Source organism: Ruegeria sp. CDSC068 (assembly GCF_059610545.1).
Map to the genome: position 1 here is coordinate 182,578 of NZ_JBXWNV010000003.1, position 21,535 is coordinate 204,112.

The 21,535-nt window shown below is 56.0% G+C and carries 20 protein-coding genes; 9 read left to right on the plus strand and 11 right to left on the minus strand.

Annotated elements, in window-relative coordinates; all coding sequences use genetic code 11:
• Nucleotides 1–37: 37 nt before the first annotated feature.
• The 7 genes from AC2FID_RS08275 to AC2FID_RS08305 form a co-directional block, all read right to left on the minus strand.
• A complete protein-coding gene (locus AC2FID_RS08275) occupies nucleotides 38–1,894 on the minus strand; it encodes an SLC13 family permease (protein WP_282169691.1) in 1,857 nt (618 codons plus the stop codon).
• A gap of 225 nt (nucleotides 1,895–2,119) precedes the next feature.
• Entirely contained in the window at nucleotides 2,120–2,584 is a 465-nt protein-coding gene (gene queF / locus AC2FID_RS08280; RefSeq protein ID WP_282169527.1) for a preQ(1) synthase, read from the minus strand.
• Between the two features lie 16 nt (nucleotides 2,585–2,600).
• Nucleotides 2,601–3,302 (minus strand): 7-carboxy-7-deazaguanine synthase QueE, encoded by a 702-nt coding sequence (gene queE / locus AC2FID_RS08285; RefSeq protein WP_282119398.1) that lies wholly within the window; start codon nucleotides 3,300–3,302, stop codon nucleotides 2,601–2,603.
• On the minus strand, nucleotides 3,299–3,652 hold the full coding sequence (gene queD, locus AC2FID_RS08290; RefSeq protein ID WP_496836317.1) for a 6-carboxytetrahydropterin synthase QueD: 354 nt from the start codon (nucleotides 3,650–3,652) through the stop codon (nucleotides 3,299–3,301). The genes queE and queD overlap by 4 nt, the downstream gene beginning before the upstream one ends.
• Nucleotides 3,652–4,350, minus strand: a complete 699-nt coding sequence (queC, locus tag AC2FID_RS08295; RefSeq protein WP_496836318.1) for a 7-cyano-7-deazaguanine synthase QueC — start codon at nucleotides 4,348–4,350, stop codon at nucleotides 3,652–3,654. Before queC ends, queD begins: the two co-directional genes overlap by 1 nt.
• Before the next feature lie 117 nt (nucleotides 4,351–4,467).
• Nucleotides 4,468–5,187, minus strand: a complete 720-nt coding sequence (locus AC2FID_RS08300) for an aspartate/glutamate racemase family protein (protein ID WP_496755950.1) — start codon at nucleotides 5,185–5,187, stop codon at nucleotides 4,468–4,470.
• A complete protein-coding gene (locus AC2FID_RS08305) occupies nucleotides 5,184–5,888 on the minus strand; it encodes a GntR family transcriptional regulator (protein ID WP_496697876.1) in 705 nt (234 codons plus the stop codon). The genes AC2FID_RS08300 and AC2FID_RS08305 overlap by 4 nt, the downstream gene beginning before the upstream one ends.
• Nucleotides 5,889–5,998: 110 nt before the next feature.
• On the opposite strand from AC2FID_RS08305, the gene AC2FID_RS08310 reads away from it, so the two are divergent.
• The gene (locus tag AC2FID_RS08310; RefSeq protein WP_496836320.1) at nucleotides 5,999–7,693 is read left to right on the plus strand and encodes a thiamine pyrophosphate-binding protein; all 1,695 of its coding nucleotides are present in this window, start codon (nucleotides 5,999–6,001) and stop codon (nucleotides 7,691–7,693) included.
• Here AC2FID_RS08310 and AC2FID_RS08315 read toward each other — a convergent pair.
• Nucleotides 7,654–8,574, minus strand: a complete 921-nt coding sequence (locus AC2FID_RS08315; RefSeq protein WP_058276592.1) for a LysR family transcriptional regulator — start codon at nucleotides 8,572–8,574, stop codon at nucleotides 7,654–7,656. The two genes, AC2FID_RS08310 and AC2FID_RS08315, sit on opposite strands and share 40 nt — an antisense overlap.
• Before the next feature lie 99 nt (nucleotides 8,575–8,673).
• Here AC2FID_RS08315 and AC2FID_RS08320 point away from each other — a divergent pair, with 99 nt between their 5' ends.
• From AC2FID_RS08320 to AC2FID_RS08345, 6 genes are all read left to right on the plus strand, one after another.
• On the plus strand, nucleotides 8,674–9,807 hold the full coding sequence (locus AC2FID_RS08320) for an enolase C-terminal domain-like protein (protein ID WP_496836322.1): 1,134 nt from the start codon (nucleotides 8,674–8,676) through the stop codon (nucleotides 9,805–9,807).
• The gene (locus AC2FID_RS08325) at nucleotides 9,804–11,054 is read left to right on the plus strand and encodes an NAD(P)/FAD-dependent oxidoreductase (protein WP_496836324.1); all 1,251 of its coding nucleotides are present in this window, start codon (nucleotides 9,804–9,806) and stop codon (nucleotides 11,052–11,054) included. The genes AC2FID_RS08320 and AC2FID_RS08325 overlap by 4 nt, the downstream gene beginning before the upstream one ends.
• A 52-nt stretch (nucleotides 11,055–11,106) precedes the next feature.
• Nucleotides 11,107–12,084, plus strand: a complete 978-nt coding sequence (locus tag AC2FID_RS08330; protein WP_109311038.1) for a TRAP transporter substrate-binding protein — start codon at nucleotides 11,107–11,109, stop codon at nucleotides 12,082–12,084.
• Nucleotides 12,085–12,152: 68 nt separating this feature from the next.
• Entirely contained in the window at nucleotides 12,153–12,686 is a 534-nt protein-coding gene (locus AC2FID_RS08335) for a TRAP transporter small permease (RefSeq protein ID WP_058272118.1), read from the plus strand.
• Between the two features lie 4 nt (nucleotides 12,687–12,690).
• Nucleotides 12,691–14,004 (plus strand): TRAP transporter large permease, encoded by a 1,314-nt coding sequence (locus AC2FID_RS08340; protein WP_058272117.1) that lies wholly within the window; start codon nucleotides 12,691–12,693, stop codon nucleotides 14,002–14,004.
• Nucleotides 14,005–14,010: 6 nt separating this feature from the next.
• Nucleotides 14,011–14,943: a hypothetical protein gene (locus AC2FID_RS08345; RefSeq protein ID WP_496836326.1), complete on the plus strand. Its 933-nt coding sequence runs from the start codon at nucleotides 14,011–14,013 to the stop codon at nucleotides 14,941–14,943.
• A gap of 37 nt (nucleotides 14,944–14,980) precedes the next feature.
• Here the strand turns inward: AC2FID_RS08345 and AC2FID_RS08350 are convergent, their stop codons facing one another.
• Complete coding sequence (locus tag AC2FID_RS08350) at nucleotides 14,981–17,773, minus strand: bifunctional aconitate hydratase 2/2-methylisocitrate dehydratase (protein ID WP_496836328.1); 2,793 nt, start codon at nucleotides 17,771–17,773, stop codon at nucleotides 14,981–14,983.
• Between the two features lie 598 nt (nucleotides 17,774–18,371).
• Between AC2FID_RS08350 and AC2FID_RS08355 the strand changes: the two genes are divergently transcribed.
• Entirely contained in the window at nucleotides 18,372–18,674 is a 303-nt protein-coding gene (locus AC2FID_RS08355) for an SH3 domain-containing protein (RefSeq protein WP_282119409.1), read from the plus strand.
• Between the two features lie 116 nt (nucleotides 18,675–18,790).
• Here AC2FID_RS08355 and AC2FID_RS08360 read toward each other — a convergent pair whose 3' ends face one another.
• Nucleotides 18,791–19,087: a YciI family protein gene (locus AC2FID_RS08360; protein WP_282119410.1), complete on the minus strand. Its 297-nt coding sequence runs from the start codon at nucleotides 19,085–19,087 to the stop codon at nucleotides 18,791–18,793.
• An 87-nt stretch (nucleotides 19,088–19,174) separates the two neighbouring features.
• Here AC2FID_RS08360 and AC2FID_RS08365 point away from each other — a divergent pair, with 87 nt between their 5' ends.
• A complete protein-coding gene (locus AC2FID_RS08365) occupies nucleotides 19,175–20,059 on the plus strand; it encodes a LysR family transcriptional regulator (RefSeq protein ID WP_496836330.1) in 885 nt (294 codons plus the stop codon).
• Nucleotides 20,060–20,435: 376 nt separating this feature from the next.
• On the opposite strand, the gene AC2FID_RS08370 is transcribed toward AC2FID_RS08365, so the two are convergent.
• Nucleotides 20,436–21,530, minus strand: a complete 1,095-nt coding sequence (locus AC2FID_RS08370) for a tyrosine-type recombinase/integrase (RefSeq protein ID WP_058281578.1) — start codon at nucleotides 21,528–21,530, stop codon at nucleotides 20,436–20,438.
• Nucleotides 21,531–21,535: the final 5 nt, after the last annotated feature.

Genomic DNA, 21,535 nt, shown 5'->3' on the forward strand with positions numbered 1-21,535 from the left:
GTCAGCACCATGGACCCATTCCTGCTTGTCTAAGCGGTCAGTACAGCAAATTGAGCATCAGGAGTGAAACAACAAGAAACAGGATCGTCATGACCCCCCCTGAGCGCACAAAGTCCATGACTTTATACCCTGCAGGACCCATGATCAGGGCGTTTACCTGATGGGTCGGGATTATGAAGCTGTTCGATGTTGATATGGCAACCGTCAGGGCAAACACGGCCGGATTTCCGCCAGCTGCCACCGCAATGGAAACGGCCAATGGCACAAGCAGAACAGTGGCGCCGACATTGGACATCACCAACGAAAACGCCGTAGCCAGAACCGCAACGCCTGCCTGAAGGGACCAGATCGGCCAGCCGTCCAGAATGATCATGATCTGTTGTGCAATCCACGCAGCCGTGCCGGTATTCTGTACCGCCTGACCCAATGGAATAAGGCATGCGAGCAGAAAAACAGTATTCCATCCGACCGCACGGTAGGCTTCATCGACACTCAACACACGTGTCAGCATCATTCCCGCGGCTCCGGTTAATAGACAGAGCGAGAGCCGAATGTCGGTGAACAGGATCATCGACAAGGAAACGGCGAAAAACGCCAGCGCCCAACCGACCTTTTGCGGGCGCAGTTCGTCTTGTGGGAAGTCGGTGGTGACGACCACAAAATCGGGATCGCGCTTGATCCGCATCAGGTTGTCCCACCGTGTATGGGCCACTAGCATGTCGCCTGCGTGAAACTCCTCAAGCCCGATTTGAGTGGACTCGTGCGTTTCGGATTCAACATGGCTGAGCGTTTCCTCGCCGCGATGAATGGCAAGCAACGACATGCCATATGTTTTGCGGAACAATAGCTCGCGTGGGCATTTCCCAATCAGTTTGCTGTCGGGTGTTATGACAACTTCGGCGATACCTGCATTGGTTGGTGCGAATTCTTCGACAAAGATGTCCAACGCCGGCAGCACGGTCAGCCCGTATTTCTGCGCAAACTCCTCTACGACCCAGCGTCGACCAATAATCGCCAACCGGCAAGGTGCAGCAATTTCGGCCGTCAGGACCTGAACCATCGAGGTTTTGCCGCGATAGAATGTCGAAATGATGTACAGGTGGTTTTCGTGGTTTATGTCGGCCAAAATCTGCCCGACCAAAGGGCTTTCGGCTGGAACGATTACTTCAAAAACATCGGCTTTCAGGCCGTAGACACGTTGCAGATACTCCTGCGTTCCCTGTCCGGTTCCGGTGTTTTCCGATCCCTCATCACCCGGTAAAACCCACCGACCCAGCAGCAGAAAGTAGGCAATGCCAGTCAGGATCAGAACAATCCCGATCGGCGTCACAGAAAACAGGCCGAACTGTTCCATTTTCTGACCGTCGGGCAGGCTATTGTTGGCTGACTGGATCAGATCGTTCAGCAATATAAGAGGCGAAGATCCGACCATCGTCATTGTTCCGCCAAGGATGGCGCAGAATCCCATGGGCATCAGCAAGCGCGACAACGGGATGCCCGATCGGGAAGATATTCGGCTGACGACCGGAAGAAACAGCGCAGCGGCCCCAACGTTCTGCATGAACGAGGAAATAACCCCAACAGTGCCCGAAATAATAGGTAGCACGCGTTTCTCGGACGTACCGCCATATTTCAGAATAACAGCGGCGACTTTGTTCATTATGCCGGTCTTGTCGAGGCCCGCGCCAACGATCATGACAGCGATAATGGAAATAACCGCATTGGATGCAAATCCATCAAACAGGTGCGGCACGTCAGCGAGTTTTTCGAGCCCGGGCGCGTAACTGAGAAGGCCAATAATGACCAGAACAAGTATGGCAGAAAGGTCAATTCTGACGATTTCGGATACAAAGAGAAATACGGTGAAGGCAAGAAGGGCGCAAACGACTCCCATCTCAAAATTGAAGGCCACCTGTTCCACAATCGTCACCAGGAATTTGTTCTTACATTAAGGAAACATCTAACCCATCAATGTTGGATTGTCATGATGTTTCAAAACCGCAAGCTCGGGCGAAACAAAATTACCACCACTGCCAAAACGCCATGTTTCGAACCGGTGCGGGGAGCCCCTTTGATTGCTTGTCAGGCTGGGGCCTACACGCCTCTCAAATCATCGTGGTCAACCACGCCCACGGTAAGGCGGCACACCCTGATCCGGGATCCAGACGCCATCGGGTATTTGACCAGTTTGCCAGAACACGTCGATCGGAATGCCCCCGCGCGGATACCAGTACCCTCCGATACGCAGCCACCTTGGCTCCAGAAACTCCTGCAGCCGGCGGGCAATCGAGATGGTGCAATCTTCGTGAAAGGCACCATGATTGCGGAACGAGCCCAGAAACAGTTTGAGTGCCTTGCTTTCCACCAACCACTGATCGGGCACGTAATCTATCACCAGATGGGCAAAATCCGGTTGGCCCGTCATTGGGCAAAGCGAGGTGAACTCGGGCGCGGTAAAGCGCACGTTGTAATCCACATCAGCCTGCGGGTTCTGCACGCGTTCCAGAACCGCCTCTTCCGGACTGGCTGGCATTTTGGTGTCTCCGCCCAACTGGGTGAGGTTACTGTAGATACTATCGGTCATGTTATCTCTCCTGCAGTCAGACGCCGCGTTTGTTGCCCCAGATCAGCACGTGTAGCTGGGGCAGAATGCGAGGCGCGAACCAACCGGCATTCAAAGTCTTGTTGATCAGCCATTCCATACGGCTGGTGGCATTGTTCAAATCAACCGGGCTGGCCGGATCGGCTTCCGGGTTACCGGGTTGAAGATACAGCGGAAGGTCCGGATACCGGTCGGCTACGCTGCGTGCCCAGTTAAAATCCGTGTCGTCAAAGATCACGATCTTGAGGACAGTTTGCGCGGGGCGCACGTCGAGGCAGGCGCCAAACGCCGTCCAATCCATATCCTCGCCGCTGCTGGGGGGTTTCGGACTGAGAACAAGCATAGCAAGGTCGGAAAACCACGGCTTTGCGATTGACCCTTGGGTTTCGCATACAAAGGCATAGCCTTCCGCTTTGCCCTGCCGGATCAGCGGGCCAAAATCCTGAATGGCGGGATTTCCGCCAGACAGAGACACGGTCAGTGGCCGCCCGCCTGACAAACGCTGAACCTCAGACCAGACGGCCTGCGTTTCCATTGCTGCCCAATCGTGGCGATAGGCGCTGTCGACAGCATGGAGGCTGTCGCACCAGCTGCACCGGAAATCGCACCCGCCCGAGCGTACAAATACCGTCGGCTGACCGATCAGCGCGCCTTCGCCCTGTACTGTGGGGCCGAAAATTTCTGATATTCTAAGGGTCATGGGCGATACTCGGCCCATGTCTTGGGCGTCTCGGACACTTTCACCGCAGCGGTTTCGGGCCAGCGGGCCGCGCACCAGTCAAAGAAATGCCGCGCAAGGTTTTCGGCGGTCGACACGACGTTCAGCACATTGTTCAGGTGCCGGTGGTCAAATTCATCGTCGATATAGGTCTTGAGCGGCTTCAGCTCGTGGTAATCCCGCACGAACCCATCCGCGTTCAACTCACGCTGGGCCAATTCGACCACGACGACATAGTTGTGACCGTGCATCCGGGCACACTGATGATCTTCGGGCAGGTGGGTCAGCTGGTGCGAGGCGGAAAAGTGGAACTCTTTGGTGATCCGGTACATCAGACCTGTGCCCTCGCGATGGCCGACTTCCAGAATTCGGCGTCTTCGTATTGCGTTGGGTCCGGCACACCGGCCAGATCAAACGCCTCGCTCCGTTCAACGCATGTTCCGCAACGGCCACAATGCACGTCGCCGCCCTTGTAACAGGACCACGTCTGATCGAACGGGGTATCCACGCGCGCGCCTTCGCGGACAATATCGGCTTTGCTGCGGTGCACGAATGGCACATGCAGCGCCACATCCGCGTAGCCGTCCAACGCGGCGCGCTGCATGGTGTCAAACGCATCGGTGAATGCCGGGCGGCAATCGGGATAGATGAAATGGTCGCCGCCATGCACAGCAGTCGCGACCGCGTCGTCACGCTGCGCTGCTGCCACGCCATAAGCGATGGTCAGCATGATCGCATTGCGGTTGGGGACAACCGTGACCTTCATCGTTTCTTCCGCGTAATGCCCGTCAGGCACGTCGACATCGTCGGTCAAGGCCGAGCCTGTCAGCGACGCGCCGACAGAACGCAGGTCGATCACGTGATGAGGCACGCTCAGCCGCTCTGCGGAGAGGGCAGCGAAGGTCAGCTCTTTGGTGTGGCGCTGGCCATAGTCGAAAGACACAAGCCGTGACAGGTTTCCTTCCGCGGCCAGCACATGCGCAAGCGACACGGAATCCAGTCCGCCGGAGCAGACCAATGTAGTTTTCATGTTTTCAGTCCTTGTTTTGATAACCGGGTAGGCTGCGACCGGCGGGCGGGACGCTTACGGTCTTTTGCCAGTAAGCGCAATGCACGAATTGGTGGAATCGAACGGCCGTTGTGCCTCCTAAGGACCGGGGAAGCGCGGCGGCAAAAGCCCGGCCTGAAACCAACTGACCAATGTCACGATGGAAAAGACGGGCAATCCTGTGGCGCGCTGAATATCTGCCGCGTAAGGGCACATATTCGTGCATTCCAGAACAATTGCGCCGAGTTCAGGGTTTTGAGACTGCAACGCAAGCGCGGCATCAACGTTATCGGCACGGGCCTTATCAACATCCAGGGCAAGTTCGTTCCCAAGTATCGCGCGTGTGAATTCGCGCCCGCCTTCGGTGGATCCGATGGGTGTATCGTCCGGAACCTTAGCACAGCGCAGATGTTCACGGGTCAAAGTGGAGGCAGAGATGGTCAGAACCCCCGTGCGTTTTCCGGCCGGAAGGATACCGTTCACCATCTCCACCTGCATCAAAGATGAGGTCACAACAGGAACCGGTACAGCCTCGGACAGTTCTTTCTGAAACAGGGACAGAAACCCGCAATTGGTGGTAATGCCGTCCGCGCCGTCCTTGACCAGTTCACGCGCGGCATCAATGAATGCGTCCAACATGCCCTCGGCCCGGTGTCGAACGACCAGGTCCGGCGAGGCATCCCGAACAATGCGATAGAGCACCGGAAAAGGCCATGTCAGCGCATTTCCCATATCACCGGGGATGCGTGGGAATTGGGCGTCTAGCATCAGAATACCCACCGACGCTCCGTAAATAGATTTGCCGCCTTGGGCGATCATCCGTGCGCCTCCTCGATTATTCGTGCCGAAATGTCTTCGGACCCTTCCATGTAGATGCTGGATATCCCGTGGCGCACGGCGTCCTGCACCTGATCCATTCGCTTGGAAATATGGGCACCCAGTACGCGCGCGGCCTCATCCGCGTCGCGATCCAGCAGGGCCTGCATGACCCGTTTATGTTCGTCTTTAGAGCGTTGAACCCGATCCAAGCTCATGGAAACCCAGCGGATATATCGGATGCGTTCGTTGATCCGGGTCAGGGTTTGCACCAGTTCGTTGTTGCCCGATAGCCTGGCAATGCCCAGATGAAAATCTTCGTCTCTGCTAACCGCTTCTTCGACGGTCAGGCCGGTGATGTCGATGCCGGTCGCGTAAAGCTCATCCCGAAGTGTTTGTAGATCTTTGTCAGACGCCTTCGCGCAAGCAATGCGCGCGGCGGCGGATTCGATGATCTGGCGCAACTCGAACAGATCAAACACGCTCTGCGGGTCCAGCGGGCGGCAGAAAAAGCCCAGTCCAGGGCGAAAGTCGAACAGGTGTTCGGCCACCAACCGGTTCAGGGCCTCGCGCAGGGGGGTCCGGCTGACGCCCAATTCCTTCGACAAAGCCACTTCGTTTAACCGATCACCAGGTCGAAGGTGAAACGAGACGGCCATCGCCTTTACCTGATCATAGATGTCATCAACGCGTGGACCTGCCATAAGTGCCGCCTTTTTCCGTTTGCTAAGGCGTGCCACAGGTTGCTCTTGAAATCAATATACAAAACTGTATACAGCTCTGTGTGCAGAATGAAATCAAAGGAAACCCAGCCATGACCGGGACGAATTATCTGACAGGAGCCGAAGCAATGGTGCGCATGTTGGAAGCACACGGCGTGAAACACATGTTCGGCCTGTGCGGTGATACAACGCTGCCCTTCTATGACGCGTTAGCGCGGATGGATCATGGTATTCAGCACATACTGACCCGGGATGAACGTCACGCGGCCTATATGGCGGATGGATACGCACGCGTCACTGGCAAGCCGGGCGTCTGCGAAGGCCCGTCCGGAGGCGGGGCAACCTACATACTGCCGGGGGTGATCGAGGCCAGCGAAAGCTCGGTTCCCATTCTGGCGATCACCTCTGACGTGGCGACGACCAGCCGCGGAAAATACCCGTTGACTGAGTTGGATCAGGCTGCGCTGTTCAAGCCGTTGGCAAAGTGGAATGCGTCTCTGGACGACGCCTCGCGTTTGCCTGCGATGGTGCGGGCTGCGTTTCGTGCAATGACGACCGGAACGCCAGGAGCCACACATCTGGCGCTGCCCTTTGATACGCAGAAAGGTCCGGTGGACGAGGCTGAGGTTTGGGCAGATGCACGCCACTGCAGCTATCCCGCCGAACGGGCTGGACCGGATCTGGATGCCATTGAAGCGGCCGCGGATATCCTGGCCAAAGCCAAATCAGCAGTCATCGTTTGCGGCGGCGGGCCGGTTCTGTCCGGGGCCGAAGAGGCATTGCACCGTGTTGCCACCCTGTTGGATATCCCAGTTGCCACAACAGTTTCCGGTCAGGGTTCCATTGCCGAAACGGATCCGCTGGCCTTGGGCGTCGTTGGCTCGAACGGTGGTGTTCCGGCCACGCGCGCCATTGTGGATCAGGCCGATGTGGTCATATTTGTCGGATGCCGCGCGGGGTCGGTCACGACCGAACGCTGGCGCAGCCCCGGGCGGGATGCCAGCATCATCCATATAGACAGCGACCCGATGGTGATCGGCGCAAATTATCAGACCGAAGTCGCCATTTGTGCCGATGCCCGGTTGGCGCTTGAGGCTTTGGCGCGGTCGCTTGAGACGCGGCACGATCTGCCAGGTTTTGGTGGAGCGGCCCAAGCCCGTGCCGCTTGGGAAGCCAAGCTGGCGGCGTTCGCTCCGCTTGCGGCCAGTCGCGACACCCCGATCCGGCCCGAAGCCGTAATGGCGGCTCTTGCAGACATTCTGGACGATGATGCGATTGTTGTCGCTGATCCGGGCACCCCGTGCCCTTACTTCAGCGCCCATTACCGCTGGCGCAAACCGGGACGGCATTTTATCACCAATCGGGCACATGGCGCGTTGGGGTATTCGCTAGGTGCGGCCATGGGCGCCCATGTAGGTCGGCCATCGGTCAAGACATTGTCCGTTATGGGGGATGGATCGTTTGGCTTCACTTGCGGTGAGTTTGAAACGATGGTGCGGCACAAAATGCCGATTACCTCGATCGTATTCTCGAACTCAGTCTTTGGTTGGATCAAAGCGGGTCAGGATGCAGGCTTTGGGCAGCGTTACTACAACGTCGATTTCAATCGGACCGATCACGCCGCTGTTGCGGCGGCATTTGGGGTCAAATCCTGGACAGTGAAAGACCCGGATGATCTGCGCAGAGTTTTGAAGCAGGCCGTTGAGCATGATGGCCCGACGCTGGTCGACATCCACTCACAACAGCTTCACGAAGCTGCGGCACCGGTGTCGGAATGGGTGGCATAAGACGCGATTGACGGGGTCAGTTGGGCCAGAAACTCTTGCGCAATCATTGATAAAGGGCGTCCTTTTGCGGTGATTATCGCAAGATCCAGCGTGACGGCTGGTGTGAAAGGGCGGGTTTGATATCCGCCCTCTTCATCGAAGGTCACTGTGAACGGATCAATCATCGCGACGCCCATGCCCTGTTTGACAAAGCTCAGCAGGTTTTCCGACAAATGCGTGTGTATTCGCGTCTGCCAGGTACGCTCTGCAGTCTGAAAAATGTCGCGGGTCCTGCGATGGGTTTGGTGCTCGGGGCCCATGACGATGAAAGGCTCATTCTCCAACAGTTCTGGTGTCAGAACGTCATGGGCCGCCAAATGGCTACCCTCGGGGAACGTAGCCATCGTTTCAAAATGGAAGACCTGATAGTTCAGCGTATCGTGGAGTATTGGCATCTCGACGATGCCGATCTCGAACAAGCCCGAGGTTACCCACTCCTGTATTTTCGAAGAATACTGGGACTGGAAGCTGACGGATAGATTGGGGCGTGACTTGGCAAAGCGTGCAATCTCTCGCGGCATGAAACCGAACGACAACAAGTGAGGTGCCGCGACCTGCAACTGCCCGGGATGTTTGTTCTGAAGATCCGACACGGCCTGCGCGACGTGATCCAGCCCGCGGACCACCGTATCGACCTCTCGATACAAAAGCTCGGCCTCTGGCGTCGGCAAAAGACGTCCTTTGTTTCGTTCGAACAAGGGCAGCCGGGCCTCACGTTCCAACTGAGCCAACAGATTGCTGATGCCCGGTTGGGAGATTCCCAGGACTGACGCGGCTCCCGTCACAGTGCCGGTTTCCATGATGGCGTGGAACGCCTGCAACTGACGAAAGCGCAGAGACATAGCTTACCCTATCATTTCTTATGATGGAATTACGAAAACATAGTATTTGAAATGATATGCCGGTCAAGGCAGGCTTCCACCTACCGCTGGGGAGGACGAATGGTCGATCTGTCACAAAAAATCATCGGCTACGACCTGTGGCACCTTGAACTGCCCGTCACATCCCGCCGGGACCACGGCATTGGATCTGTCGAAGGCGTGTGCGAGGTCGTTGTCCTTCGCCTGACGTCCGAGGATGGTAGCCACGGATATGGCGAAGCCTCACCATGGTCGGTATTCACCGGAACGCCCGAAGCGACATACGCCGCCCTGAATCGCTACCTCCGTCCGTTGGTCATGGGGGCGAGGGTTGCTGATAGAGCCGCCATCATGGAGCGTGCTTCATATGCGGTGGCGCATTGCACCGAGGCTAAAGCGGCGTTGGAAGCAGCATTGCTTGACTTGACGGGTAGGATCAGCGCCGTTCCGGTCTGGGCCTTGTTGGGAGGGAAATGCCGCGACGCGATCCCGCTTAGCTGCTCCATCGCTAACCCCGATTTTGCGCAGGATATAGATCTTCTGGCCCGATTGGAGGACGACGGCGTGAGGATCGTGAAGTTGAAGACTGGGTTCAAGGATCATGCTTTTGATATCATGCGCCTTGAGTATTTGGCGAAGCATTACCCACAGTTCTCAGTGCGTGTTGATTACAATCAAGGTCTGTCGATCGAGGACGCACCGGCGCAGGTACGGGACGTGGCATCGTTCAATCCCGATTTCATCGAACAACCGGTGCGCGCGCATCACTACGGCATGATGGCAAAGCTGCGGCAAATGACGGATGTGCCGCTACTGGCCGATGAAAGCGTCTTTGGCCCCGAGGATATGGAGCGGGCTGCAAGCGAAGGGATCTGCGACGGTGTCTCGGTCAAAATCATGAAATCCGGAGGTCTGCTGCGCGGGCAAACAGTCGCTCGCATGGCTGCAGCACACGGCCTGAGTGCTTATGGCGGAGATATGTTTGAGGCTGGCCTGGCACATCTGGCAGGCACTCACATGATCGCCGCCACAATGGAAATTACGCTGGGCTGCGAGTTTTATCAGGCCTCTTATTTCTTGGCAGAAGACATTCTTGAGGGGCCATTCGAGGTGAAAAGGGGCCAGGTCATAGTCCCCGATACACCGGGTCTTGGAGGGAAGCCAGACGAGGCAAAGCTAAACCACTATGCTGTTTCCAAAGCGGTGGCGGCATGAACGAGAAAAAGACAATTGCCATTATCGGTGCCGGTATAGTTGGTGTCTCAACCGCCGTCTGGCTGCAACGTGACGGACATGATGTCGTCCTGATCGATAAGGCCGGCCCCGGAGAGGGCACCTCGCATGGCAATGGCGGTGTGCTAGCCTCATGCTCGATTATTCCAGTCACGGTGCCGGGTCTTTTGAAAAAAGCGCCCAGGATGCTGTTTGACCCATCTCAGCCATTATTCATGAAATGGGGTTACGTACCCAAGCTATTGCCGTGGTTGACGCGCTATCTGAAACACGCAAACGCAAGCGACGTCAGACGTATAGCGGCCGCGCTAACCCCTATAGTAGGAGACAGCCTAAACGATCATCAGGCGCTGGCTCAGGGTACGGCGGCCGAGAAATGGATTGTGCCTTCCGACTACCTGTTCCTCTACGAAAACCGTCAGCATTTCGAAGGCGATGCCTTTGGTTGGGGTGTTCGGCGCAAGCACGGGTTCAAGTGGGAAGAACTAGAGGGTGCCGCGTTCCACGCCTACGACCCGATCTACAGCAAAGATATCGGATTTGCTGCCAAACTTTCCGATCACGGACACATCACCGATCCCGGGCGGTACGTGAAAGACCTAGCCGCACATGTCGAGGCCAACGGCGGCAGGGTCATCCGTGCTGCTGTTGAGGACGTCGTACACGAGAACGGTAAAGTCTCAGGCGTTCGGGTGGCTGGTGAGACCATCCCGTGTGACACAGCCATTGTGACTGCGGGCGTTTGGTCGGGGCCTTTGGCCAGCAAATTGGGCGTTTCTGTTCCTCTGGAGACAGAACGTGGTTATCATCTTGAATTGGTGGAACCTTCCGCGATGCCGAAAAGTCCGGTTATGGTTGCTTCGGGCAAGTTCGTTGCCACGCCGATGGACGGCCGCATCCGGCTGGCTGGGATTGTCGAATTCGGCGGGCTGGACGCGCCGCCTTCGAGGGCACCGTTCGAACTGATGCGCAAGAATGCCCGGGCGGCCTTTCCGGGCGTGACATGGAAGGACGAAGTAGAATGGATGGGGCACCGGCCCGCACCGGCAGACTCGATCCCGATCATCGGCGAAGTGCCGGGAATTGACGGAGCATTTATGGGGTTTGGCCACCATCATATCGGTCTGACAGGCGGGCCAAAAACAGGACGTCTGCTCGCGCAGATGATCGCGGGCAGGACCCCAAACGCAGACATGAGCGTCTATGCTCCGTCTCGCTACGCGACTTAAGAAATGTCCGGTAACACAAGCCGGCAAAACAAAATTAAACAGGGAGAAAAAGATGAAGAAATTGACAAGCCTTCTGGCGGCAACCGCTTTGACAGCCGCAGCAACCGCACCGGCGATGGCCGAGAAATGGGATATGCCCATGGCGTATTCGGCATCGAACTTCCACTCGGCCACGGGTGCGGAATTTGCCAAATGCGTGACAACAGGAACCGGTGGTGAGGTTGAGATCGTCACGCATCCGTCCGGGTCGTTGTTCAAAGGCGCCGACATCAAGCGTGCCATTCAAACCGGGCAAGCCCCAATTGGTGAGCGTCTGTTGTCCGGTCACCAGAACGAAAACGCACTTTTCGGGTTCGACTCGATCCCGTTTCTGGCAACGTCGTTCGATGACAGCGCCAAGCTATGGGAGGCTGCAAGACCCTCGATTGAAAATCTGCTGGCTGAACAGAATTTGACGTTGCTTTATGCCGTGCCGTGGCCGCCGCAAGGGCTGTACTTTAAAGACGAGGTGAACTCTGTCGCCGACATGGAAGGCATCAAATTCCGGTCCTATAACAATGCCACGTCGCGTTTGGCGGAACTGACCGGCATGTTGCCTGTGACAATCGAGGCTGCAGAAATCAGCCAGGCTTTTGCCACTGGTGTCGCGGACTCGATGGTGTCGTCGGGGTCGACCGGATATGACCGCAAAGTCTGGGAAAGTCTAAATTATTTCTACGAAGTGGACGCGTGGCTGCCGCGCAACTACGTCATGGTCAACTCAGACATCTGGGCTGGCGTTTCTGATGCCAACAAGAACGTCATCAAGGGCTGTGCAGAGCTTGCCGAATATGCCGGCAATTGGCGCGCCAAGGAATACACCGGCTTTACCCTGCAAGGTCTGCGTGATGGAGGCATGACAGTCGGTCCGGCGTCCGAGCAGATGACCAACGAGTTGAAAGAGATCGGTGTCACTATGACCAATGAGTGGCTTGAGGCCGCAGGTGACGAGGGCAAGGCCATCGTCGATGCGTTCAATTCGTCTCAGTAATTGGCCAGAGATGGGCGGCGGATCAACCTGCCGCCCGTTTCCGTAGAATAACTAATAGTGGGGACAGCATGGCGGCACTACGAGGGCTCAGGTCCGTATTGGATTTCATTTATCAGGCGGCGGGGGTTCTGGCAGCGCTTAGCCTGATCGCCATTTTGCTGCTGATCGTTGTGCAAATGCTGGCCCGCTGGACCGGTGAGGTTTTTCCCGGCGCCCCTGATTACGCCGGCTATGCCATGGCCGCCGCGTCCTTTCTGGCATTTGCCAATGCGCTGAACCGAGGCAGCCACATTCGTGTGTCGATCCTGCTCAATGCGGTTCCCGATCGGGTTCGCCGCATCCTTGAAATATGGTGTTTTTCCGTGGGTGCCGCGGTGATGTGGTACTTTTGCTGGTATGCCTATCGTTTTGTCTATTGGAGCTGGAAGTTCAACGATATCAGCCAGGGTCAGGACAAGACTGCGCTGTGGATTCCGCAGTCTGCGATGCTGATCGGCGGGGTCATTCTTGCAATCGCCCTGACCGATCATCTGGTCCACGTCCTCTTCCGTGGCAATCACCGTATCGTCCGCGATCTAGCCGATCAGAGCCACGGGGAATAAGCGCATGGAAAACCTGTCTGTCATCATCCTCTTCCTCTTTGTTCTCTTCACCCTGTTGGGCACCGGTGTCTGGGTCGGTCTGGCGCTTATGGGCGTTGCCTGGGTCGGGATGGAACTGTTCACGACACGTCCCGTAGGCGACGTGATGATCACAACCATCTGGTCGGCGTCCTCGTCCTGGACCCTGACAGCTCTGCCGATGTTCATCTGGATGGGCGAAATCCTGTATCGAACGCGATTATCCGAGGACATGTTCAAAGGTCTGTCGCCGTGGATGGCACCTTTGCCTGGTGGATTGGTCCACACCAATATCGTGGGCTGCACAGTCTTTGCCGCCGTATCCGGGTCGTCGGCGGCGACACTGACGACCGTGGGTAAGATGTCGATCCCTGAACTGAGAAAACGCAATTACCCGGAGCGAATGATCATCGGAACATTGACCGGCGCGGCGACACTGGGTCTGATGATCCCACCATCGCTGACGCTGATCGTGTATGGCGTGACGATCAATGAATCGATCACCAAACTGTTCTTTGCGGGCATCTTGCCTGGATTGGTGCTGGCGACGATGTTCATGGGATACGTCGCAATTTATTCGAAATTCGGGAAAGACTGGAACCCAAACAGTGAGAGCAAACTGAGCTTTTCTGAGAAGCTCAAGAACTCACGCTTCTTGTTGCCGGTAATCCTGCTGATCATGGTGGTGATCGGGTCGATGTATCTGGGCTATGCCACCGCGACCGAAGCCGCCGCCTTTGGCGTGATCGGTGGTCTGTTGCTGGCCGCAGGGCAGGGGTCGCTGACCTGGAAGACGTTTACCGAAAGCCTGATGGGCGCCACCCGGACCAGTGCGATGATCGCTCTGATCCTGGCAGGGGCCGCGTTCCTGTCTTTGTCCATGGGATTTACGGGCCTGCCGCGCGGTCTGGCTGACCTGATCGCCGGGTGGGAGCTGACGCGGTTTGAGCTTTTGATGGTCCTGCTGGTCTTCTACATCATTCTGGGGTGTTTCCTTGACGGTATCTCATCAGTCGTTCTGACCATGGCCGTGGTGGAACCGATGATCCGGGACGCGGGTATCGATTTGATCTGGTTCGGTATCTTTATCGTGGTTGTCGTTGAAATGGCGCAGATCACGCCGCCGATCGGCTTCAACCTGTTTGTGATGCAAGGCATGACGAACCATGAGATGAGCTATATCGCCCGAGCGGCAATTCCGATGTTTCTGATCATGGTGGTGATGGTCTTCGTCCTGATCTGGTTCCCGGAACTGGCCACATGGCTGCCGGAAAACCTTAGGCAAAGCCCGGGCGGGTAGGGGGGATTGAACCCACTTCATCTGGCGGCGCGTAACGGTCCTTATGTTCTTGTCGTAGGGCTGGCCGCCGGATTGCTGCTGCCCGCGCTGGCCGAGCCGATGCGGGCGGTCTTACCGCCGCTTGTCGCACTGCTGCTGTTTCTGACGGTCCTTAGAATTGAGCCTTCTTTGTTGTTGGGGTCATTGGTCGATTTACGCCAGGTGGCAAATACAGTGATCGCGTTCCAGCTGGTTTTGCCGCTACTAGTTGTGACTATTGGCATAGTCGGTGGGTGGACCGGCACGCCGGTCTTTCTGTCGCTGCTGATCATGGCCGCGGCTCCGTCCATCTCGGGAAGTGCCAACATGTGCCTGATGATGGGACATCCGGCAGAACACGCCATGCGCCTGATGGTGATAGGGACCGCCGTATTGCCGTTGACCGTGTTTCCCATCTTCGTTCTGATACCCGAGTTGGGAGACTTTCAATCCGTTCTGATCGCCGTCTTGCGTCTGTTTGTGACGATTGCGGGGGCGACTGTTGCAGCCGTGTTGTTGCGCCTCGCGTTTATGAGAAACCCATCCCAAACCACGCTAAAAAATTTAGAAGGGTTGGCAACAATCACACTCGCCGTATTTGTGATCGGCTTGATGCCGTCAGTGACCTCGACAGCTCTTGTTGACCCCGGTCTTGCGATTTTTTGGGTCGGGATCGCATGTCTGGCCAATTTCGGCGCGCAACTGGCGATGTTTTTTCTGACACGCAACCGAGTGGCTGCCGACAAAGCCACCGCTTTGTCAATTGTCGCCGGAAACCGGAATGTCGCGATTTTTCTGATTGCGTTACCACCCGAGGTGACATCGCCACTTTTGGTGTTCATCGGGGCCTATCAGATCCCGATGTACCTGACCCCCATTGTAATGCGCCGTTTTTACCAAGCTTCGGGCAGGTTGGGGTAAAGCGGGCGCGGCAACATTCGCCGCGCCCGCTATTTTACTAGAAATGCACAGAACGAGCAGTACCGGGAACTTCCATCGGTGGTGCAAATTTGGTCAGGTCGATGCCTTCGACCGCAACCTTATATTCCTCCAGCGTCGGCGTACGACCCAGAATGGCTGACAGAACAACAACCGGAGTTGAACCCAGAAGGGATTCACCCTTCTTTGTCTCACTGTCCGCTACAACACGGCCTTGGAACAGACGGGTGGACGTGGCCAGAACAGTGTCGCCTTTGGCAGCTTTTTCCTGGTTGCCCATGCAAAGGTTACAGCCCGGGCGTTCAAGATAGAGGATATTTTCGTACTCGGTCCGAGCGGTTTGCTTGGGGAACAGGTCATCGAATTCAAAGCCCGAATACTTCTGCAGAATTGCCCAATCACCTTCTTCTTTCAGCTCATCAACGATGTTGTAGGTTGGTGCGGCAACAACAAGCGGGGCTTTGAACTCGACTTTGCCATACTCGTCTTCGAGATTGCGCAACATCTGGGCCACGATCTTGATATCGCCCTTATGCACCATGCAGGAGCCCACAAAGCCCAGATCAACCTTCTTTTCAGCAGCGTAGTACGAGATCGGGCGGATCGTGTCGTGGGTATAGCGCTTAGACACGTCGGCATTGTTTACATCGGGGTCGGCGATCATCGGTTCGACGATCTGATCCAGATCCACGACGACTTCGGCAAAGTACTTGGCGTTATCATCAGGGCGAAGGGCCGGTTTTTCACCCGAGCGAATTTCGTCGATACGTTTGTCCGCGATGTCGGTCAGGCCCTGCAGCATCTGAACATCGTTATCCATGCCCTTCTCGATCATGATCTTGATCCGCGACTTGGCGATTTCCAGCGATTCAATCAGCGTATCGTCGTTCGAGATACAGATCGACGCTTTGGCCTTCATCTCGGCCGTCCAGTCGGTGAAGGTAAAGGCCTGGTCCGCCAGCAGCGTACCGATATGAACTTCGATGATCCGGCCCTGGAAAACGTTGTCGCCGTGCTGCGCCAGCATCTGAGCTTGCGTCGCGTGCACCACGTCACGGAAATCCATGTGCGGTGCCATTTCGCCCTTGAACGTCACCTTGACGGATTCCGGGATAGGCATTGTCGCCTCACCCGTGGCCAGCGCCAGTGCAACCGTGCCCGAGTCCGCACCAAAGGCCACGCCTTTGGACATCCGCGTATGGCTGTCGCCGCCGATGATGATGGCCCAGTCATCCACGGTGATGTCGTTGAGCACCTTGTGAATGACGTCCGTCATCGCGTGGTACACGTCCTTGGGATCACGCGCAGTAATCAGGCCGAATTTGTGCATGAACGCCATCAGGCGCGGCGTGTTGGCTTGCGCCTTGAGGTCCCAGACCGAAGCTGTGTGACAGCCGGACTGATAGGCACCATCGACACTGGGTGACAGGACGGTGGCAGCCATAGCCTCAAGCTCCTGGCTGGTCATCAGACCGGTGGTGTCCTGAGAGCCCACGATATTGACTTTGGCGCGCACGTCAGAGCCGGCATGTAACACTTTGCCCGGGGTCGCTCCGCGCGCATTTGCATTAAAGATCTTTTCGACAGCCGTTAGCCCCTGACCTTCATGGCTGACTTCCTTCGCAGGGGCGAAGGCCGACTTCAGTTCGATGCCCAACGTCTCACATGCAAATGTCTGCAGTTTCTTGCCAAAGACGATGGCATAAGAGCCGCCGGCTTTCATGAACTCCATCTTTTGCGGGGTGAACGAACCGGCCATGTCGACCAGTTCTTCACTGCCATCCGCGCTATAGAGCTTTTTCTTTTTCGTGTTGATGGTCAGCACGGTGCCGGTCTCAACCGAATAGCGCTGTTCCAAAATCGGGTTGCCATCGTTGTTGAGGATCGCCTTGCCATCCTCGTCCACTTTCTTGACCCAGTTCTTCAGGTCGACACCGATACCACCGGTGACTCCCACGGTTGTCAGAAAGATGGGCGAAATGCCGTTTGTGCCTGCCACGACAGGTGCAAAATTGACGAACGGTACGTACGGGCTGGCTTGCTTGCCGGTCCAAAGCGCCACGTTGTTGACCCCCGACATTCGCGACGAACCAACGCCCATAGTGCCTTTTTCCGCAACCAGCATCACGCGCTTGTCGGGGTGCTGCAACTTCAACGCTAAAATCTCTTTTTGTGCGGCCTCGGAAATCAGGCATTTGCCATGCAGCTCGCGGTCGGAACGCGAATGCGCCTGATTGCCTGGCGACAGAAGGTCAGTGGAGATGTCACCCTCGGCTGCAATATATGTGACAACTTGGATTTCTTCGTCCACGTCGGGCAGCTTGGTGAAAAATTCGGCTTTGGAGTAGCTCTCAAGGAGATCCGCAGCGATCTTGTTGCCCGCCTCATAAGCGGCTTTCAGGCGGTCTGTGTCAGCCTCGTACAGGAATACCTGAGTTTTCAGAACCTCGCCCGCCTGAACCGCTGTGTCCTGCTTGTCGCCCAATGCAACATCCAAAAGCACGTCAACGGACGGTCCGCCCTTCATGTGGGACAGAAGTTCGAACGCGAATTCTGGCGAGATTTCCTCAACAGTTACCTCGCCGACGATGATGGACTTCAGGAACGTTGCCTTCGCACCCGCAGCACTGGTTGTGCCGGGCAACGTGTTGTAAATCAGGTGGTGCAGCGAATCTGCGCGATGCGGATGACCAGTATCCTTGATTTGTTCGATGATTTCCTCGACCAGCGCACCATCGTCGATGGGTTTCGGGCTAAGCCCTTGTTCTTTGCGCGTTTCAATTTCATCCAAGTAATCTGAATACTGGCTCATGGCTGTTTCCGCTTTGTGTGAATCTGCTGCTGTTGAGAGGCGTGGGGCAACCCGCTCGATCATATTTGTATGCACCGGTATACAATTGCCACCCAGGTTTCAAGGTACCGCTTTGGAAATTTACCGGTTTTGTTTCATCACTGTACCCAGTTCAATTTCTGAATGCCGGGCGAAACCTTCTTCAATACGATTATACCGAGATCCGGCAGTAGAATTCTTGAAAACCTCGAACCCAGTCTCACCGGCATGGAGGCCTGCGGATCAAGGCTACCGGGCGCGGAAATTCCTGAAGCTAGGCGATGAAGTCCGACCGATGCCCCCAATGTAGGTGAGGACCTGCGTCAGCCATGCATTCGGACGCTGCACGTCCGGGGAGCGGATGAGGACAACCAATACAGGTTTTAAACCAACGCAGCCGAAGGCCAAGTGCCGGGAGAACATCCGTAAACTAAACATCCGTTTTGCCCTTACGACGCGCTATTTCAGGCTAAGCACACTTTGGACACCGGTCGGCGTCCTAAAGTTATTGCCTGGAATCGTTCCGCTTGTCGATCCGGTTCGTTAAGATGATGTCCGAGGCAACAAGCAGGAAAAACCGATGCGCAACGCAATTTTCTTTCACCTGGCGGTATTTGTTCTAGGGATCTTTATAACCACTGAGGCTGCAAAAGCGGCCTCACTTGGACGATACGAGGTTTTTGGTGTCGAAGAGGGTGACATGCTGAAAATGCGTGCTGGGCCGGGAACAGGGTATATCGTTATCGTTGGGCTTCCAAATGGAACCGCCCTGCGGGTTCACAGTTGCGAACAAACTGGTGGCACCCGTTGGTGCCGTGTGTCGCTTGATCGCGCGCGTCAGCTCAAGGGATATGTGTCCTGGGCCTATTTGCGAAAATTATGATGTGACAATTCCGGGGGCCACCGTTCGTGCAGCGCCGAGAAAGGTCGATAAAATCCATCTTTGCTGTTGGGCTATCCGGCGACTGTTCTTCTTGGCCGCCGAAAGCAATACAGTTTCTAGATCAGTCGCGACCCTGCCGAAAAAACCAGCCTCCAGGGGATTATTGAGTAGGACGCACGTAAACCTGTCTCCCAGAAAGGATCTTCTCTGATCAGACTTTCTGCGTCATCTATCGAGTCTACATCGACCAGCCAAAGCCCATCGCGCCCTTGTCTTTCGGGATCTGACAACGGACCGGCCGCTTCAATCTTACTTGCGTGACGTTCAAGGAAACTTAGATGCTGCGCCATATGGTTTTTACGGATGTCAGGGTCGGCCTGCGGTGCATCTTCGAAGAGAATGATGAAATTCATAAGCTGCTCTCCTATTTAGAACACCATCATCTATGCACAGCATTTTCGCCGATTGAATTGGATAATCTGCCAGTCTAGTCTGCAGAAATGCAGAGCACAAACTGGGATGATCTCAGATATTTCCTGGCCCTGTTTCGCGGCGGTAAGCTAAAAGCCGCCGCACAGGCGACAGGGGTGAACGAAACAACAGTGGCACGCAGGGTCAAGGCGCTTGAATCTGATCTTGGCCTATCCCTGTTTCTAAGCAGCGCTGCGGGACGATATGAACCCACCGATGCTGCCTTGGACATTCTCAGCTACGCTGAAACCATGGAGTCCGCGAACCGGGCGCTGCAATTACGTGCAGACAGGACGGCAGATCACGTGTCAGGAGTCGTTCGGATCACCTCTGTACCGGTCATCATCAATCGCGTTCTCGTGCCCCAAATTGACGTGATTGGCCAGTTGCACCCTCAATTGACGATCGAGCTGTTTCCAAGCTCGGACAATCTAGACCTTTCCAGGCGTGAGGCGGATCTGGCCCTGCGGTTTGCCCGCCCATACGAGGGTGGCTTTCGCATTAAGGCCCAGAAACTGGGCGAGCTGCAATTTGGCGTATATGTAGATCGAAAGATCTCAGCAGATGACGCGGAAAATCTCGGCTGGATCACCTATGATGATGCCAACGCCGGCCTGCCGCAGGCCAAATGGCTTGAGAAAACGATCTCTGCTTCAAGCACGCGGCGTGCCAATATCCGGGTGGCGGACGTCGAAACCGCACTGGAAGCGACGGCAAATGGTCTAGGGAAAACACTGCTGCCATCGTTAATCGCGGATGGCGACAAAAGGCTCCGCGCCCTCTTACTTGATGATCAGACAAATCCGGTCGCCCGCGATGTATGGCTGTTGTCACATGTCGACCAAACTGGGCGAGCGTCGATTTTGGCCGCAAAAAAGTGGTTGGTAGACATCAAATGGTCTGGTCTGGATTGAAAGCCCCGGAACGTTTCTACGAACCGCCTTGCGGCCAGTTCCAAGGTAGCATTGGATCGCGTCTCGGCTTTGGCGAAAGCTTTGGAATGCGACGCCGCGTACCTAATAGCCCCGAGCACCTGCGTAAAGCTGCCAATGCGTTAGAGTTCGGCCAATGCTCAGGTTCAGCGAAATTTGGATCACTGTCCTGAAAACAACAAAGGCGCCCTTGGGCGCCTTGTTTTATTGGTCGGAGTGAGAGGATTCGAACCTCCGACCCCTGCCTCCCGAAGGAACGGGCCTGACTTTAACCCATTGTAATTATTGTAATGTACTATCATTTCACTGTTCCTTTGTTCACGTTTGTACCGATCTATATCCGGAAATGATCTGGATATCAGATTGCATCCGCCGCTCCTCTCTGGTGATCAGGGTGATGATGCCCATAGTTCTTCTCAAGCGTTTCGTGGGTCATACCCAGGAAGCCGCAGGCGTCCCACTTGGGCGCCCCCTTTTGCATTAGCCAGGTCGCACAGGTGTGCCGCAGAGTGTGTGGAACGACTTTTCGGTCCCCCTCGGTCTCCAAGCCTGCCGCCACAACGGCAGTCCTAAATGCGCGTTTGACGTTCTGCAGTGACTTGCCGCGATGGGTGACTACGAATTCGTCTACCGGAAACCGCCTTCGTCGGCATAGCAGGTGCTTCTTCAGACGCGCAGGCAGCCTAGAACTCGGGCGTTCCTTTTTCGTGCGGCGCCGTCCAACGGGGTTCCAGTAGATGATGTTGCTATGAAAATCGATATCAGACCAGCGCAAGGATAGGATCGCCTCCTTTCGCTGGCCGGTCAGCAATCCGATCCTAAGAAACAGAGTCAGGTGCTCAGTCTTTGACTCGGTCGGCACGCCATCCTCCAGAGGCGTATCGAAGCTCCGCGATACCCGGATTAGCCTTAGCGCTTCATCACATGTCAGGAATCGGATACGACCCTCGGGTTTCGGAGGTAGTCGGACCGTTATTTTGCGCGTGATTAGCTGATCTTCCTCGGCACGCCGGATAGCAGTGGAGAGCAAACTGAGCTCCCTTCGCAAGGTGCCGTCCTTCAGCCCCTTGTCTCGACGGCTCTTCCGGCGTTTCTGGCAGTATTCTTTAATGAGCACATCGTTGATATCGCCCACGGCATAGCCATCAAAAAACCTGATGATTGGCTTTGCTGCATTGGCCAAACGCTCCGGGTCAGTAACGTCGTCAAATCGCTTCGCCAGATAGTGCGAAACTGCGTCAGTCACATAGAATTCGTGTGGCTCGACCGCGCGATCCGGCCTGAAGCGCCTTAGCTTCCATTCTGCGAAGTAGAGTTCAGCCTGGTCGCGATCCCCAGTGCCAGTCGAGTGCTCACGGCTGCGTCCCCCTTCGGTCCAGTAGATGTACCAATTGCCATCGGCGAGGCGTTTTCGGTCGCGTGCAAGGCGGGGCGGGGTCGGTTTGCGGGGCATGCTTT